We start from the raw sequence: 17285 nt of genomic DNA, 5'->3' as shown, positions 1-17285 counted from the left end.
GGGTGTGGTATGATAGGAGCATCTACTAGAGTGGAAGAGTAAGACATCAGGGAATAGAAAGGAGTGTCCAGATGCTAAAGCCCCTGCTACTTGAAGAAGAGAAAGTATTTAAAGACCCTGTTCACCGTTATGTACATGTTAGGGATCAATATATTTGGGATTTGATCAACTCCGCCGAGTTTCAGCGGCTACGCAGGATCAAGCAACTGGGCACCAGCTTTTTCACCTTCCACGGCGGCGAACACAGTCGATTTAACCACTCTCTTGGTGTCTACGAGCTGATGCGTCGAATTCTCGATACATTTGAGGGACGCATTCATCTGACGTACGAGGAGAAGCTGCTCTGCCTGTGTGCAGCTTTATTGCACGATGTAGGGCATGGGCCGTTTTCTCACTCCTTTGAAAAGGTGTTTCGTTATCATCATGAGGACTGGACGCGGGCGATCTTGCTCGGGGATACCCAGATCAATCGCATTTTGCGCCGGATCGATGAGGACTTCCCCAAAAAGCTGGCAGAGGTTATCGCGAAAACCTATGACAACAAGCTGATCGTCAGTCTGATCTCCAGCCAGCTGGATGCCGATCGGATGGATTATTTGCTGCGGGATGCGTATTATACGGGAGTCAATTACGGGAATTTTGAGATTGAGCGGATTTTGCGCGTCATGCGTCCACAAGAGGACGGGATCGTCTTCAAGTTTAGCGGCATGCATGCAGTTGAGGATTACATCATGTCGCGCTACCAGATGTACTGGCAGGTCTATTTTCATCCGGTGACACGCAGCGGCGAAGTCGTGCTCCGCAAGATTTTTCAGCGTGCCAAGGTCTTGTTCGAACAAGGCTATGCGTTTCACCAAGAGCCACTGATGCTTTTGCCCTTTCTGCAAGACAAGGTAGAATTGGCTGACTATCTGGCCCTCGACGAGTCTGTCATCCTGTTTTACATGCAGATGTGGCGCAAGGAGAAGGACCCGATTTTAAAAGATCTTTGCGCACGATTTTTGGACAGGAATCTGTATAAATACGTCGAATTTAATTCGAGGGATTTTCATTTGCTTCCGGAATTAAAAGAGCTGTTTGAGAAAGCCGGGATCGATCCTGCCTATTATTTGGAGGTGGACACGACCTCGGATCTGCCCTATGATTTTTACCGTGCCGGCGATGAGGAGGAGCGAATACCGATCATGCTCCAGATGCCCTCGGGAGATCTTGTAGAGCTGTCTACGAAGTCGGAGATCGTACAGGCGATCAGTGGAAAGCGGCGCTTTGACTACAAATTATACTTTCCAATGGATAAAGTGATGGCATTGCCGGGGGACCTCTCCCAAAAGATTCGAGAACGTCTGGGAGTGATGGAAAATGTTGGGGCGTCACGCCAAGATTATTCGCCTGATTGAGATTGCGGGCGAAGTGAGCGGTCGAAAAAAATTGCAGAAGATGGTGTACATAGGAAAGCATCTCAATCTGGATTTTGACGAGCGTTACGAGTTTCATATGTACGGACCCTATTCAGAGGAATTGACCCTGCGCGTGGACGAGCTGTGCAATATGGGGCTATTGGACGAGCAAATGGAGAGCAAGGGTGCTATTCACATGTATCGCTATACTTTGAATGACTCCGGGCATGAGTTTCTTCGCTTCCACGAGGTGGATTTTGGTCTTGGGGAGCGAGTGATCAAAAGGATGAACGAGGAGAATTCCCGTTTTCTGGAGCTTGTTTCGACCATTCTGTATTTTCATCACTTGCCTTATGAAGAGATGAAGGCAAAGATATTTACCTTCAAAAGCAAGCAGCGCTATACTGAAGAGGAAATCGCAAAAGGCCAGGATTTTGTGGAAGAGCTGAAGGCTCTGATGAACAAAGATGCTGGTACGCCTTTGATGTAGAAGTGAATGCAGGAAAATGAATATTTGCCATACATGACGTACAAACTCACCACAGTTTGCTACGTCTTTTTTTGTCTCAACCAAAAGAGAGAGAATAGGGAGGCAGGGGGCACTACCACTGTTCTTATCTTTTGGAGGGAGTGAAGGGTTTTGGCCATTTTCAAGCATAAGTGGCTATGGGTGATTTCTTTGGCAGCAGCTTGTGTGATGATTGCGGTGCTGTTGAGCGCCAGGGCCGCCAGTCCGAACAAAATCGTCTATGTCTACAGTGACAGCTGCGGGTATTGCTCCAGCTTCAAGCCTACCTTTGAAAAAGTGTCTGCTGCATTTTTGAATGAACATCCCGGCTGGGGGATCGAGCGATTGGATGTCTTGCAGGATGATCAATTTGCGATTGCGCAGGAGATGGGGGCTGTGGTGACGCCCACGGTGTTTGTGGTGAGGGAAGGCGAGGTCGTTGACAAATTGGAAGGGGATGTTCCTGAGCATTCATTTGAAACGTTTTTATCGAGGAATGGGACGGTATCCAATAATTAAAAGGAAGGTGCAGAAGATGAAACGCCTGCATGTCATTCTATCCAGTATGCTGATCACAGCTTTTATGGTTGGACCCATGATCCTACCAATCTCTGAAGCAATAGCCGCCGAACCGCTGACTGCCAATTATTCAGCCACCCCTGAAAAGGGAGCTGTAGAATTCGCTTTGTTGAAGGGATACATGTGGAAGTACGCAGATGGTCAGTTTCACGGGGAAAAGCAAATCACGCAGGGACAATTTGTATCCAGTCTGGTCACCATTCGAGGTCTGAAAGATGGGGAGCCTGTTTCACAATTGCCACAAGGACATTGGGCAAAAGCAACCTATGAACGAGCGCAAAAAGCGGGGATATTGACGGATGTGGAGATTAATCCGGATAAGCTGTTGACCAAGGAAGAAACGGCCTTGTTGGTGTTTAATGCATGGAAGCCGTATCGGGGAGTGAAGGATAAAGGGTTTACGAATACGGGGGCGCTCGTGACTTGGGGGTGGATGGACCCGGCACCACATGGGCAACCGAAGTTTCGAGAGGATCTACCGGTGACTAGGTCAGATGCAGCCGTAATTCTAAGAAAGATGTGGCAGGATAAGTATGAGATAGAGTTGGGAGAGAAGTATGCACTTGAGTTTCATAAGAGTTTGAAGGTTGTGGATGGTTATTTGATGGGAGTGGTACCCACAGGAGAAAAGTTACTTGATCTTAATGCCAAGTTATTTGATAAAGACAACAAATTATTAAGTTATTCAAATGGAGAAAAATTTAGGGTTAAAGTAAGTAATTTAAGAGCCATAAGTTTTGCAGCTACAAATAACTTAGACTACACTATTGCAGCTGTTTATCATTATTTGGATATGAATACTCTGGAAAGATTAAATAAAACACAGCAGTTTTCTAAATCTGAATAGGAAGACATATTTCAATGATATATGTAAAGAGTACTCGTAGTTACTTAATTCATTTTTTGACTTTCATTTTTATGTATTGCATTATAGTAGGGGAATTCCAGATTTTTGTACAAGCAGCGAATGAACATAATATCAGATTGGCTTCAGTAGGTACTCACAAAGAGCTTGTACCAAAAAACGGCTACACGAAACTTACTATTCAGAGGATTCCTGGATACTTAGGTGCTCATATTTCTGAAATTGAAGTTGACGGTGAAAAAGATCACTCAACGGTGCTTGGATTTTCAGATTATGATGGAAAAACAGATCGAGGTTGGTACTATGTGGATATTAATGAGGCATCATACTGGGTAAATCGCTTCGGTGGTAATCCTGCCTATATTCTAGGGGGAGGAGAAGCGAATGTTTTTAGTAGCTGGGTTGATGCAATAGACGAACCAGGATTTAATGGGTACAACGCCTACAACCTAGCAGAACTAGCCGCAGCCTCAGGAGGAGCCGGGTACGAAATCGGCGACAACCTCGTTCCAAGAGGAAATGGTTATATATCCTTTGGTCATTTCCGGACGACACAACGACCCACAGGTGAAGTAAGGATCAAAGACAATCAAACAAAATTCAAGATCCACGATACCGTTACCATCCTCCCCAAAGCCCATGATTTTTCCTACTATGATCGGGGGATTATTGTTACTCACATGTCAGTAATCAATAAAACAACAGGGAGGGGATATCAACTTTTTGAGTCAAACAAAGAAATAAGGGATAACAGCGGGTACCTGGAGACGCCGAGTGCGACAAGCAATCCGAAGGCGTTTGAATGGAGCCATACCTATACCTATAAACCTACCGAAGAGGGGCTGTACGAAGTAACATTCACCATAACGGACAGACACTTACGCTCCCGACAAGGCTCTCCTTCGATTAGTCAATCTACTCCCTATACCGTCCAATTTACAGTAGGTGAGGATATCCCACCTCCCGATCCCGAAAATCCAGACCCAGACCCACCCCCCTCCTGCTCCATCAACCAAAGCACCACGAAAATGGATTTCCAAATCGTAGGTAATGACGTAAAAGATTACACCTCCATAACCAGTGGCGGCAGCCCCATCTTGGTAGAAAAAAATGCAGATATCACCTTGTTCGCCGCTAAGAACGGAACCTTCATCATGAACGGCGCTGACATGGAAATCGGCTCAGGCAACAACCGAAAAAGTGGAAAAGGTTATTTCGGCAGCTCCGGGACTTATAAAGTGGTGTACAAAAGTGACGACGACAAGGACTGCTGGGAAAATACCTTTCAGGTCAAATCCGATAAACCGCGTGAAGAATCATGCCCAATTATTACCATTAACGGCTCCAAGGCACGAGATGGGGATACGTTGGAAGTGCTGCCGCAGCAGATCGTGTACTTTCGGGCTGAATACACCGATTCAGATGGCGAGACCCAAACAGCTGATGTATTGTGGGACGTTACCCGGCCGGACGGGAAAATCGTATCGTTGCCTGCCTACTATGAGGAAGTGAATGGAAGAGATCGGTTGGTCTCGAGACCTTACTGGAAGCTGGAGCTCCCTTTCGGCGATGGCCGTGAATCGCACCATGTCCTTCTAGAAAAAGGGAAGACCTATAAAATCAAGCTTAATTACAAGGGGACCAATTGGCTGGACAGGCCGGAGTGCAATTGGCAAGTGACCCTTCATGTCAAAGATACCGCGTGTTCGATTGAGGAACAGCGGCGGATCAAATTCAAAATTTACGGCAGTCCACCCCATCCTTTTTCACCGAATGGAGATGATATTAGCGGTAATGGCATCAGTGATCCGATATACATCTCTGCGTTTTCTCAAACACCAGAAGGCAACTACCAAACGAATCTGAGTTTTTCCGGGAACACCGTTGGCACCTGGTACCTGCAGCATGGCACGGGGCAGATTCCACTGACGGGACAGCTAGCAGCCCATCAAAGCTTCCAGCTCACTCTCCCAAGAGATTTTGATGTCGGAGACCTTGTTAACCTAGTATTCGTATCTGATATTGGATGTATCTCAGAGGTAACATTTGAGATTATGTCGGATGCCAAATGCTACACCGCAGCGATGGGGATGATTCGATACGGTGGCGTAGATTATCTGTGGAAACGGGAAGTAGGACGTGGAGAAACAGTACAACTGAATCATAGTGATTTCAATGAGAGATACAGACCGGAACTCATTACACGTGAAAAAACAGAATTTCTCATGTATTGGCTTGATCCCGATACGCAGCAGTGGTCGCGAAAGAGAAACAGCAAATGGTTATCGGAAAGTAACGAATACGATCATTCTCACTTCTTCTCTTTTCCCAAAAACGCTGAGACGGATCAGTTTTTGGAAGGACTGTACAAAATCGATTTCTGGACGGACAATGGCTGGATTGACAACCGACCTAATCTGACTTGTGATGGAAGCTTTTTCGTACAGGTAGGCGAGCCTCCAGATGTGGAGAACTTGCTGGTCATCAAGAATAGCTTCACCATTACACCGAAGGACCCACAAATGCCCGGAACCGAGGCTACCATTACGTTTCAGGTGAGAAATGCGGGAAAAACCGTGCATGATACCAAGCTGGCTGTCCGTTGGGAAAGCTCTGACAAGGAAACTACGTTGGATGTCGATCAATTCAAGGCAGGAGAGGTGCGGACCATTACCATACCATCCCAATATCCTCAGCAGTCAGAGGATTTTATCGCGCATATCAACCCGTCCAGGAACAAGCCTGAAAATGAGAGTATCTGGACGGACAACCGAGCCACATGGCCAGTAAAAGTCATTCGTGTGATCGAACCGCCTGAGCCGCCAGGGGGTGGAGGAGATTTTGACGGTGGTGAAATTGGGCTGGAGATTTACGACAGCGACGGACGGCAGCTCGAAAAGCTGGGGCTGCACGTAGATGGCGTATGGGAACGAGAACCGGCAAAAATCCAGGTTGTACTGGATCAGAGCAAGATCAACGAAGGCTTCCAGCGCACACAGCAAGAAATCAACGATAAAATCAATGTCTACAAGATCCAGCTCGAACAATTTGCCAATGGTGAAGGTATGAAAAACGTCGTTGTGACGGCGCAGCCAGAGTGGATAGCCGATGCGAAAGGCATGGCTGTCTACAACCCGGCGATGTTGGATCTGAAAGTTACCGGTCCAGGAATCCCTCAGCAGTGGCAGGTAAGCAGTGCATCTGGGGGAGGCGATTACCTGTACACCGGGACCCATGTGCCGACGCAAACCACTTGGAGACAGACCTTGCAAAGCACCAAGTATCAAGCTGAAATAAACGGGTTTCAGATCGTCATGGATTACGAGATTGTGTTTGATGTGTCCTATGAGAGCTGTTCTACGGATGAAGAGGAGAACGAAGCATGTGAACCTGGGAACTTGACCCGTAGCATGACAGGACGCTATACGATTACGGTAAAAGGAAGCAATCGCTTTTTCGAAGTATTTGAGCCCAATGCCACAGGCTCCATTCATCATACGGCGGAATGGTTGGAATATCATGCACGTGACCGTTACCCGAATAGCCAGCCCAACGACTTCTATGCAGGTGAACGAATTTTGACACAGGTAGAACTACAAGAAAGGCATCGTCATCCTGTCAGTGGGAAATACCCTGTGATTGAGTCAGCGAGGGCATGGATCTCGGAGACCGGCAAACGGCAGACACTGCTCCAATCCCAACTCTCCTTGCTGTCTATTTCCGCAAGTCAATGGCGAGGTCCCCAGTACCTGGCAACCAAGCTGGGAAATCGGGAGGTCGGGGTAGACACTCCGTTGATGGGAGACAAACAGCGAGGCTTCCAGAAGGATTCAAGCTATGCTGTCTACTATTCGGTTCAATACCGCTTCGGCGTAGAAAAAGGATACCCTTACTCCTCCAAGCAGCATTTGACAGGCCACGATCAGGGCGATTATCGCGTACCGTTCCGCATTATTGCCAATGCATGGGAGCGTCAAGGGATTCGCAACCACACCACACAGTAAATTTATTTGCACCCCCATTCTGTCTTTTTCTACTCTGAGGTGGAAGAAACGGTTAAGGGGGTATTTTTTTGAGGAAATCCTTCAAACGTCTGCTCCAGCTGATAGCGATTCTCGTGCTGATCGTGGGCAGTGTGGCTCCGGCAGGATGGGCAAAGCAAAGGGAGGACGAGTCGATTATAAAAGAAGCCGTTGCTTGGATCGAGGATGGCGAGGTACGACTGCAGATCGCTTTTGCGAAAGCGCCGGAGGAATCTGAATTAACCATCGTGCAGGAAGATTGGGAGCAATCGCGTACCTATCGAAAAGCTTCGCGTCTCTCTGTTGCCCTAGTACCTGAATCGCACCAATCTCTTGAAGTGGCATTAAGATCGACCTCCTCCAGGACTGATCAGGTGAGTCGCTGGGAGGTACAGCTTCCGAATACGATCGAGACGAAAGACGCTGGGAAGCTGCGCAAAGCTGATTGGGACAAGAAAGCAGCTCAAAAAGACAGTCTTTTGGAAATGCGTAAGCTGGAAGAAAGGGAGGAGGACAGAAATCCCGAACCAAAGGAAGAAGCAGCAAAATTTACTCAACTAGAGCGATGGGAAAAGGAGTTCTATCAAAAATTTGCCCCAGGTGAGAAGCCAAAGGAGGCAGACATTCGCAGCAGTCGTGTCGTGTTTGAGATGGAGCCCAATGACACTGTCAAAAAAGCGGACTGGCTTTTTGATAAGCAGGATGCGTTTGGCAAGATCGGAAAAAGCGGTGATGTAGACTTCTGGAAAATCAGGGCGACAGAAAATGGCGTGATGAATGTCTCTCTGCGTGACATTCCGAATAAACAGGATTACCATCTGTACGTATTCGATGTCAATGAACGAGAGCTGGCGCGTTCGGAGCTTTCGGGGGAAGCGGAAGAAATCATAGAGGGAGTAGGGACAGAGAGAAGAGAATGGTACTACGTGATGGTAAAAGGTGCGGGCAATTCGCATGATCCACACCACAGCTACCGTTTGCGCATCGATTTTCAGTCTGTGCAGGGCAACGTAAAGTCGGATGAATACGAACCAAATAACACGTTGGCAAATGCCTACGACATGGGAGTCGAGCAAACGCTGAAAGCCAATTTGCACAGCTTGCAGGATGTGGATTTTTACCGCTTTTCTTTCAAGCGTACCTCGACCTTGTTCGTCCGTTTGGCAGAAATACCAACGGGGATGGACATAGATGTACAGCTCCTCGATGAAAAGGGAAAGCTGCTCGGGAAGTCAGAAAAGCCGAGAAACGCTGACGAGGAGATCGTATTTAACGCCAATCCGGGAACTTATGTAATCAAGGTTATGGCTAGCCGCACTTCCGGGTTTACGGCAAACTCGTACAAGCTCGATGTCAAGATTCATACGATTCCCGTTATTTTCATTCCTGGCATAGGCGGCTCGCGCCTGGAGGTGGAAGAGAACGGAAGTATTTCTGAAGCGTGGCTATCGCTGGGGAGGGCTATGACGGAATATAACGACCCACATCATCGTAGGGTCCTATCGTTAATGCCAGTCAGAGAGGGCAGCGTGGAGGTAAAACCTCGTGTGAATGGTATTCGGATATTCCCAGAACGAGCAGACGAAGGATTTCGAGCTATTCAATATTTGACTTACAACACAAAAATCCCTACTGCACATGAGACATCTGAACAATACGACAGCATGATAAAAGAATTGAGAAAGAAAGGGTACCTACAGTTCCGTACCATATATGCGATGCCATATGACTGGCGGTATAGTAATGCTGAAAACGCCAAACATTTAAAAGAAAAAATTGATCTCGCCCTACAAAGAACAGGTGCACGGCAGGTCCATCTGGTAGCTCATAGTATGGGAGGTTTATTAGTAAGAGAAACGCTTTTATCCAACATTTCGTATCAGTCGAAGGTAAATCGAATCATTTATATGGGAACGCCGTTTCTAGGCTCTCCTAGAGCGTATCAGGCGATCAAACACGGCTATGATTTTGGCATTCCCTTGTTTGATGCGGGGACAGGCAAGACCATATCCGAATATGCTCCAGCAGTGTACGAATTACTGCCTTCCAAAAAATATGTGCACGCTTCTTCGTTTCTGAAAAAAAACCAGAAAGCGAACTACAGCTACAATGACCTCCTGCGGGATGAAGACCTGCAAGTAACTTATCTTCCTTTGTTGAATCAAGCAATCAAGCTGCATGACAAATGGGACAATAAAGTAATCAATGTACCGCAATACAGTATTATCGGCCAGGGACAAGCCACCTTGTTAGGTTATTTCTTTGACAAAGCGACCAAGGAATTTGTTCCCTTTTATGATAACAACTCAGGCGATGGTACTGTGCCATATGAAAGTGCTAACCACTCCCTGAAAGATATCAAGAAGAAATACTATGTAACCGGAGAGCATGCCAAACTTCCGCTGATTCCACAGGTGATCGAACAGGTCATTGATTTGTTGCAAGGTAAGGACGAAAAGCAATCTGGCATACGTACATCGGCAGTGAAGAACTTCGATTATCTCTACTATATTATCAAGAGCGAGGACGGTACCTTTCCCTCAGTGACCATTCAAAAGGATGGAAGGGAAATGACGCTCGAACCCAAGCTGAAGGAATGGTGGGAGGACCTCTCTATTGAATACCACGATAAGATCATCGTCGTACACGTAAAAGACCAACAGCCCCTTGCGTTTAAATGGTCATCGCAGCAAAACCAGGAAAATCCTTCTCGAATCATAGTCCGACAATTTTCATCTGAAGATTCCAAACGATATCGCGAGGAAGGAAGGGAGTTCATTTTGGGTCCAGATGGACTGGTTGAAGTAGAGTAGCTATTTGAGTTCATGGAGGAATTGGAAATGGACGGTTTTACAGCTTTCTTTTTTGCGCCGATCATTCAATCGTGGCTGCAACCGGGATTTTGGATGGCGATTGTTATTGTCGGAACACTATCGTTATTCGTTAGATTTCGAGTGTGGATATCACTGCTGATTACACCTATCATCAGTTTTCTCGCATATGAATTCGCTATACCGGAAGACAGCTGGATATTGAATAGTTACTATTTTAAAATTCCAATGGTTGTTCATACCACCTGGATGGTTACCGTCTATTTGTATCTGGTGGATAAAGCCCTTCGCAAACGAGCGAGCAGGCAGCAGCACCCGACAGCAAAATAACCGGGCGCACCGGCAAATTGCTTCACATCGGGTTTCCGAGTAGAATAAGGGTAGCAGATCTATTCGGGAGGGCGAATAACGTGGATATTTTTGATAATAAAAAAGGCGGCTTTACTATCATGAGCGGCAAAACGGATGTACACGGTGGCTTTGGCCAGGGTGTTCTGGATTTAAATGCTGTTTCCTCTGTCATTATTGATGGCGAAGAAGCTTATATCGATATGGGAGCTCTGCACGCGAAAAGCGCAGTAGAAAAAGGAATCAAATGGACCGCCAACAAGGAAGAGGTACCGAATGGAAAGCCGTATTGGTTGGTATGGGTAACCATCGACCGCAACGAACAGGGTCCGTATTACGCTGGAGCGACTGCCTGCTACATGGAGATTGACCGCGAGGCGCGTCGCGGATACAAGATTTTGGCCGATCATGTGAACCGGATGGATTATTCCATGAAGCGCCGCATTATGGTATCGGAGCTGGGTGAGAAAGAAAAGGCAGCTCTGAAAAAACTTTTAATCGATAATAATGCTGCTATGTGGGAGAATTCCTCTGAAGAACTGAAAGAAAATTTGTCCTGAACTTGGAAATCGTGAACGGTCTGTGAACAAATCGTGAAATCAATTGTTACCAGTATTGAAGTCAGGTAAACTTATTTTCATATCTGTGTACACGTACACTAGGTCAACAAGCAGGGAAAGAGCCGTCACTCTTTCCCTGTTTGTCTTTGTATTATTGAAAGCGCTCTCTTTTAGAGGAGAGGTTTTTTTTTCAGGTCATGCGACGGTGCTGTTGCGGAACAATAAAAGTGCACAACCAAACTGTCTGACGGAAGGGGCGCTACCCGGTGAACCAGGAACCTCGTGAGCAAGCTGCGAGCAATGAGCACTTTGCGAAGTTTGGCGGTGTTCATTTTCAAAGCCATGTTTCCCCTCAAGAAATCAATCGGTTTATCGGCAGACTGCCTGCTGGTAAACGGGAAAGCTTGTTTGAGGTATTGGAGCAGTTGGAGCATGCCGGTCTGATTACAGTTTGTAATGACCATGTCTTCGCTGACGGTGACGGTGTCATCGGTGGCGGGGAGAAAAATGGTCAGAGCTTGATGTAAGTCCAAACGGCTGTGACCGTTGCTCCACATTGCGGGGGCGTTATCACAGAACAAAGAAGGGACGATGCAGCGTCCCTTCTTTTCCATTTCTATTCGCTTGGCTTCCACCAGCTGCCCATCCGCTGCCAGAAAGAGGATGAGTCAGGTGGCTGCAAAGGCGTTGGCGATTCATTCGCTGGCAGGTGATCCGTACAATACTCCTGAGGTTCCGTGCCTGTGGCAAAATAGAACAATTCAGGAGCAGGGCAATGCTCGGTAGCCAGCTTGCCGGATGCGGGATCGATATATACCGAGACGACACCTGCAGGCATGTTGAACAAGGCAGGAGGCTGATCCTTCAAAGAGCTCTCCATGAATTGCGCCCATATTTTTTTGGACAAATATCCTTCCTTTACATCGTCGACCTTCTGGTTTTTATCGTATCCAACCCATACCGTAGATACCAGCTGTGGAGTAAAACCGCTCAGCCAAGCATCTACGTCGGTCGAACCTGTCTTTCCAGCGACTGGACGATTCAGCTCGTTCGCGACCCGATAACCGGTTCCACTGCGCTCAAAAACACTTTGCATCATGTTCACGAGTAGTGCGGATGCCACAGGATCAGCGACTCGCGTTTTCACGGTTTTTTCCTCAACCAGGATGTTTCCCTTGCTGTCTTCGATAGAAATGATCGCGATCGGCGCAACGGCTTCACCCTGATTGACGATTGCGACGTAGGCTGCATTCAATTCCAGTGGAGACACGGGAGAAGTACCTAATGCCAATGAGGGAACGGCCAATAATGGGCTGGTAATGCCCAATCTTTTCGCTTCGTCGACCACTTTTTGTGGACCGAGGAAATCAATGGTCTTGACCGCATAAATATTATCGGAGGTCTTCAGCGCTTCCCGCATGTTGATCATCGCATTGGCATAACGCCCGCCAAAATTCCTCGGAATGTACTGCTTGTTGCGGTCATAGGTGAAGACCGTAGGCTCACTTTTCATCATGGTCAGTGGGGTAAATCCATTTTGCAGAGCTGCCAAATACATGATCGGCTTAAAAGCTGATCCTGGCTGTCGTTTTGCGAGAGTGCGATTGTATTGGCTTTGCTGATAATCACGACCACCTACCATGGCTTTGATATGACCGGTGAGCGGGTCCATGGCTACCAGCGCGACCTGCAGGTTTGGATTATCCTTCGGCATGACCTGCGCCACAATTTCCTCCGCTTTTTTCTGCATGACGGGATCAAGAGTCGTATGAATTTTCAACCCGCCATGAATAAACAGCTCCTCATCAATCCCGTATTTGTTTTTCACCAGGTTGGCGATGTAATCGCGGAAATAAGGGGCTGTATCGGCGGTGTTTTCCGTTGACCGCTCGCGGAAGGTCAGCTTTTCGGCATACGCTGTTTCGGATTCCTGCGCCGTAATCATTCCCTCTCGTTCCATCGCACCCAAAATCAGCTTTTGCCTGTTTTTGGCCCGTTCAAAATCGACCAGAGGAGAGTAGTAGCTGGGGCCTTTAGGAATCCCGGCCAGCATGGCGGACTCCGCCAAGGTCAGGTCCTTCGCGTCTTTGCCAAAAAAAGTTTGAGCGGCAGCCTGAGCACCATATGCGGAGTGGCCATAATAGATCTGGTTCATGTACATTTCCAGAATCTCGTTTTTGCTGTAATTCAGCTCCAGCTGGATGGCGAGAAACGCTTCCCGAATTTTCCGATCCCAGGTTTTTTCCATCGTGAGGTACAGATTGCGTGCCAATTGCTGGGTAATGGTACTTGCTCCTTGCTGTTTGTCCATATTGATGACATTGACATAGACAGCCATGCCGAGTCGTTTAAAGTCAAAGCCATAATGCTCGCGAAAAGCGCGGTCCTCAATAGCGATGGTGGCATCTACCAGGTCTGGCGCCATTTCGTGCAGGGGAACCACGATCCGGTTTTCTCCACGATGCATGGTATCCAGTACCTCGCCATTCGCGCTGTAGATTGTTGTTGTTTGCTTGATAAAAGCTTCCGGCAGTGGTTGAGAGCGCAGGTACAAGAGCAGAAGCAGGACAGCAAACGAAGCGAACAAAAGGCTGAGTATGAGAAATTTTAAGAATTGCTTGGCCCAACGAAGATAGCGAATCAGTGGAGCTTCACGGATGACCTCCATCGTCTCGCCTCCTTTCTTTCGGTATAACACTGAAATAAGGGCATACTAAGACCCGTAATACTTCCAGTATGGGTCGTTTTCGGGCTGGATAAACTTGCCTAAATACAAAAGAAGAAACGGTCAAGACCGTCTTTTCATGCGCAAACTGTTACAACTATTTTTTGAAAAGCGTCGGCACGTTTTTCGCTTGCAAAAAAACCTTGCATTTTGGGTAGCAACTACTATAATTTTCTTGTACTGTCAGCTAGTCTGCCGGTGTGAAAATGGATGGTATTGCCGACGAAACCTTGCCCGTACCTAAGGTGCGAAGCTAGGTTTTCTGCTTGTCTATGATGCTTGTATTTCATGCGTTTATTTGAAGGAGGGTACATAACCATGAATATGGAATTGTGGTACACCGAGAAACAGACGGAAAATCACGGAATTACAACAAAAATTACGGATACTCTATACAGCGCAAAATCAGAGTTTCAACAAATCGATGTCATCACGACCAAGCAGTTTGGTCGCATGCTGGTACTGGATGGCATGGTCATGACCACAGATGTGGATGAGTTTGTTTACCATGAAATGATTACCCACATAGCCCTGAATACTCACCCGAACCCGAAAAAGGTACTGGTAGTAGGCGGTGGAGATGGCGGAGCGATCCGTGAAATCGTGAAGCATCCATCTGTAGAAAAAGCGGTCCTGGCTGAGATCGACGGAGAAGTGATCGAGACCTGCAAAAAATACTTCCCTCAAATTGCCAGCGCATTGACAGGCAATCCTCGCGTAGATGTACAAGTGATCGACGGAATCAAGCACATCCACGACAACAAGGGTGAGTACGATGTGATCATGGTTGACTCTACAGAGCCAGTAGGACCTGCAGTGGGACTGTTTGAAAAAGGCTTCTATCAGGGTATCTACGATGCACTGAAGCCGGATGGCATCATGGTTGCACAGAATGAATCGCCTTGGTTCAACCGCGATTTGATCAAACGCGTGTTCAAAGATCTGAAATCCATCTTCCCGGTTACCCGTTACTACACATGCAGCATCCCGACTTATCCATCCGGTCTGTGGGGCTTTACGATTGCTTCCAAGAAGTATGATCCATTGGAAGTAGATCCAAGCCAAATCAAGGACCTGGATACGAAATATTACAATGCGGACATTCACCACGCAGCATTCAAACTGCCTAACTTCGTAGCGGAATTGACCCGCGACTAAGACCGGAGAGGAGAGAGAAGCCATGCGTTTTGACGAAGCATACTCCGGCAATGTCTTTATCCGCAGCCATGCCAATTACGAGGAAAGCCAGGCTGTCATTTACGGTATGCCGATGGACTGGACCGTTAGCTTCCGCCCAGGCTCCCGTTTTGGCCCTGCCCGCATCCGCGAAGTATCGATCGGGTTGGAAGAGTACAGTCCGTATCTGGACAGGCTGTTGGAAGACATCAAGTATTTTGATGCAGGCGACATTCCTTTGCCTTTTGGCAATGTGGAAGGAAGTCTGGACGCGATTCGCTCTTTCGTTTCCCAAGTGTTGGTGGACGGCAAATTCCCTCTTGGCTTGGGCGGCGAGCATCTCGTTTCCTGGCCGGTATTCCAGGCTGTGTATGAGAAATACAAGGACCTGGTTATCTTCCACTTTGACGCGCACACCGATTTGCGTGACAACTACGAGGGTTATCCTTACTCCCATTCCACTCCGATCAAGAAAGCATGCGGTCTGATCGGTGGTAAAAACGTGTATTCCTTCGGGATTCGCAGCGGGATGAAGGAAGAGTTCGAGTGGGCAAAGGAAAACATGCATCTGTATAAATACGACGTGCTGGAGCCGGTGAAGCAGGTATTGCCGACGATCGGTAACCGCCCGATTTACCTGTCGATTGATATCGATGTACTTGACCCAGCACACGCTCCAGGCACGGGTACGACCGAGGCAGGAGGAATTACCTCCCGCGAGCTGCTGGATACCATCCACTTCATGGCCAACAACGGTGCCAACGTGATCGGTTGCGACCTGGTGGAAGTGGCTCCTGTCTATGATCACAGTGAGATGACCCAAATCGTGGCTTCCAAGATCGTGCGCGAGCTGTTGCTTGGTTTCGTAAAATAATGATGTGCACTTCAGGCGTCTTCGGCTGTACGGTCGAAGACGTCTTTCATCATTAGTTAATAAACATTTTAATTTACAAAGTATTTTAAAAAGTGTATGCTAAATACGATTGAAGGAATTACCACGCTAAGGGGTTGTGTAGCATGAGAGAAGTTTTTGCTTATCCGGATTTTCGCAAGCTCTTTTTCTCAAATCTGTTTTCTGGATTTGGTCAGGGGATGACCATGATCGGAATTGCCTGGTATCTGGTGGAGAAGACCGGTTCGGCGCAGCTTCTCGGTTCGACCATGTTTACGTCTGCTCTGTTGATGTTTTTTATCGGGCCTTATATCGGAACGTTGATAGATCGGTTTTCTCGCAAAAAAATGCTTCTATTTGAAAATCTGATGGGCTTTACGGTGTTGGGCATTTTGGCCATATGGGGATTCTGGGGTACATATTCAGAGTGGATGCTGATCCTGATCTATTTGGTTACCACCTTCATGTACCAGATTCACTACCCGACGCAATCAGCGCTTGTTCAAGAGAGCTATGAGCCCAGACATTACGGCAGCATCAACAGTCTGCTGGAGATTGAAGGGCAGACGGCTTCTGTCTTGTCAGGGGGACTTGCGGGCATTTTGCTTCAATACTATGGCTTGCATGTGGTTCTGATTTTCAATGCGTGTACCTATTTGTTTGCTTTCAGTCTCTTATCCACGATGAAATACACGTTCAGCCTGGAAGGAGAAGCCAGAGCCAACAAGGGCGTGTCCTGGTTGACGCAGCTTGGGCAAAGCTGGACGTACATTCGGGAAAAACGCGGTTTTCTCATATTCGGAATAGCTGCCTTCATGCCGTTTATTGTAGTGATGGCGACGAATCTGCTGAAGCCTGTTTACATCAATCAGACGTTGAAAGCGGATGTCATCACGTTTTCGCTAGCTGAGATGACCTATGCAATCGGTGCGGTAGCGGCTGGTCTGCTGATCCTCGTCCTGGTACAAAAGCTGGGCGAATTTCAGGCGATGGTCGGCAACATCCTGCTCTTTGCGATGGCGATGGTATCGATGGTAGCTTTGCCGTACGGCTGGGCCTTGATTGCAGCGTACACGTTCTATGGCTGGTGCAATGCTTCTGTACGCTTGATTCGGCAATCGCTCTACATGTCGATGGTACCTAGGCACATGATGGGGCGAGTGATGAGCTTTTTCAATTCGATTGGCATGATGATGCGTCTTATCCTGATCGGATTCTTTACCCTCCTGATCGACCATACAGGTGCAGGCACAGGCTATTTGATTCTGGCGGGCTTGTTATTGCTGGCGGCAGTCGGGGTTGTAGGTACGATGCGCTTTTTGCTGATAGATGCAGAGCGTGCCAAGGAAGTTGCACCGAAATAGAGTTGATCGTACAATGAA

13 protein-coding genes are annotated in these 17285 nt (G+C 47.5%); 12 read left to right on the top strand and 1 reads right to left on the bottom strand.

What is annotated here, in order from left to right:
• Positions 1 to 71 precede the first annotated feature (71 nt).
• The 9 genes from EDM52_RS05210 (at position 72) to EDM52_RS05170 (ending at position 11637) form a co-directional block, all read left to right on the top strand.
• Positions 72 to 1397 (top strand): HD domain-containing protein, encoded by a 1326-nt coding sequence (locus EDM52_RS05210; RefSeq protein WP_122907975.1) that lies wholly within the window; start codon positions 72 to 74, stop codon positions 1395 to 1397.
• Positions 1360 to 1887, top strand: coding sequence for a YwgA family protein (locus tag EDM52_RS05205; RefSeq protein ID WP_057134147.1), 528 nt, complete (start codon positions 1360 to 1362; stop codon positions 1885 to 1887). The genes EDM52_RS05210 and EDM52_RS05205 overlap by 38 nt, the downstream gene beginning before the upstream one ends.
• Before the next feature lie 150 nt (positions 1888 to 2037).
• Positions 2038 to 2424, top strand: a complete 387-nt coding sequence (locus EDM52_RS05200) for a thioredoxin family protein (RefSeq protein ID WP_245996528.1) — start codon at positions 2038 to 2040, stop codon at positions 2422 to 2424.
• 16 nt (positions 2425 to 2440) lie between these two features.
• The gene (locus tag EDM52_RS05195; protein ID WP_122907974.1) at positions 2441 to 3331 is read left to right on the top strand and encodes an S-layer homology domain-containing protein; all 891 of its coding nucleotides are present in this window, start codon (positions 2441 to 2443) and stop codon (positions 3329 to 3331) included.
• Between the two features lie 323 nt (positions 3332 to 3654).
• Positions 3655 to 7353: an ABC transporter permease gene (locus EDM52_RS05190; RefSeq protein WP_245996524.1), complete on the top strand. Its 3699-nt coding sequence runs from the start codon at positions 3655 to 3657 to the stop codon at positions 7351 to 7353.
• Positions 7354 to 7421: 68 nt separating this feature from the next.
• Positions 7422 to 10184: an alpha/beta fold hydrolase gene (locus EDM52_RS05185; protein ID WP_122907972.1), complete on the top strand. Its 2763-nt coding sequence runs from the start codon at positions 7422 to 7424 to the stop codon at positions 10182 to 10184.
• A 27-nt stretch (positions 10185 to 10211) separates the two neighbouring features.
• Positions 10212 to 10532: a hypothetical protein gene (locus EDM52_RS05180; RefSeq protein ID WP_122907971.1), complete on the top strand. Its 321-nt coding sequence runs from the start codon at positions 10212 to 10214 to the stop codon at positions 10530 to 10532.
• An 80-nt stretch (positions 10533 to 10612) separates the two neighbouring features.
• On the top strand, positions 10613 to 11110 hold the full coding sequence (locus EDM52_RS05175) for a YwhD family protein (protein ID WP_122907970.1): 498 nt from the start codon (positions 10613 to 10615) through the stop codon (positions 11108 to 11110).
• Between the two features lie 266 nt (positions 11111 to 11376).
• Positions 11377 to 11637, top strand: coding sequence for a hypothetical protein (locus tag EDM52_RS05170; protein ID WP_122907969.1), 261 nt, complete (start codon positions 11377 to 11379; stop codon positions 11635 to 11637).
• 89 nt (positions 11638 to 11726) lie between these two features.
• Here EDM52_RS05170 and EDM52_RS05165 read toward each other — a convergent pair whose 3' ends face one another.
• A complete protein-coding gene (locus tag EDM52_RS05165; RefSeq protein WP_122907968.1) occupies positions 11727 to 13778 on the bottom strand; it encodes a transglycosylase domain-containing protein in 2052 nt (683 codons plus the stop codon).
• Between the two features lie 381 nt (positions 13779 to 14159).
• Here EDM52_RS05165 and speE point away from each other — a divergent pair, with 381 nt between their 5' ends.
• The 3 genes from speE (at position 14160) to EDM52_RS05150 (ending at position 17267) form a co-directional block, all read left to right on the top strand.
• On the top strand, positions 14160 to 14993 hold the full coding sequence (speE, locus tag EDM52_RS05160) for a polyamine aminopropyltransferase (protein WP_122908123.1): 834 nt from the start codon (positions 14160 to 14162) through the stop codon (positions 14991 to 14993).
• Between the two features lie 22 nt (positions 14994 to 15015).
• Entirely contained in the window at positions 15016 to 15885 is an 870-nt protein-coding gene (gene speB / locus EDM52_RS05155; RefSeq protein ID WP_122907967.1) for an agmatinase, read from the top strand.
• 143 nt (positions 15886 to 16028) lie between these two features.
• On the top strand, positions 16029 to 17267 hold the full coding sequence (locus EDM52_RS05150; RefSeq protein WP_122907966.1) for an MFS transporter: 1239 nt from the start codon (positions 16029 to 16031) through the stop codon (positions 17265 to 17267).
• Positions 17268 to 17285: the final 18 nt, after the last annotated feature.

The organism is Brevibacillus invocatus (assembly GCF_003710915.1).
GTDB lineage: Bacteria > Bacillota > Bacilli > Brevibacillales > Brevibacillaceae > Brevibacillus > Brevibacillus invocatus.
This window is presented reverse-complemented; position numbering and strand designations above follow the sequence as displayed.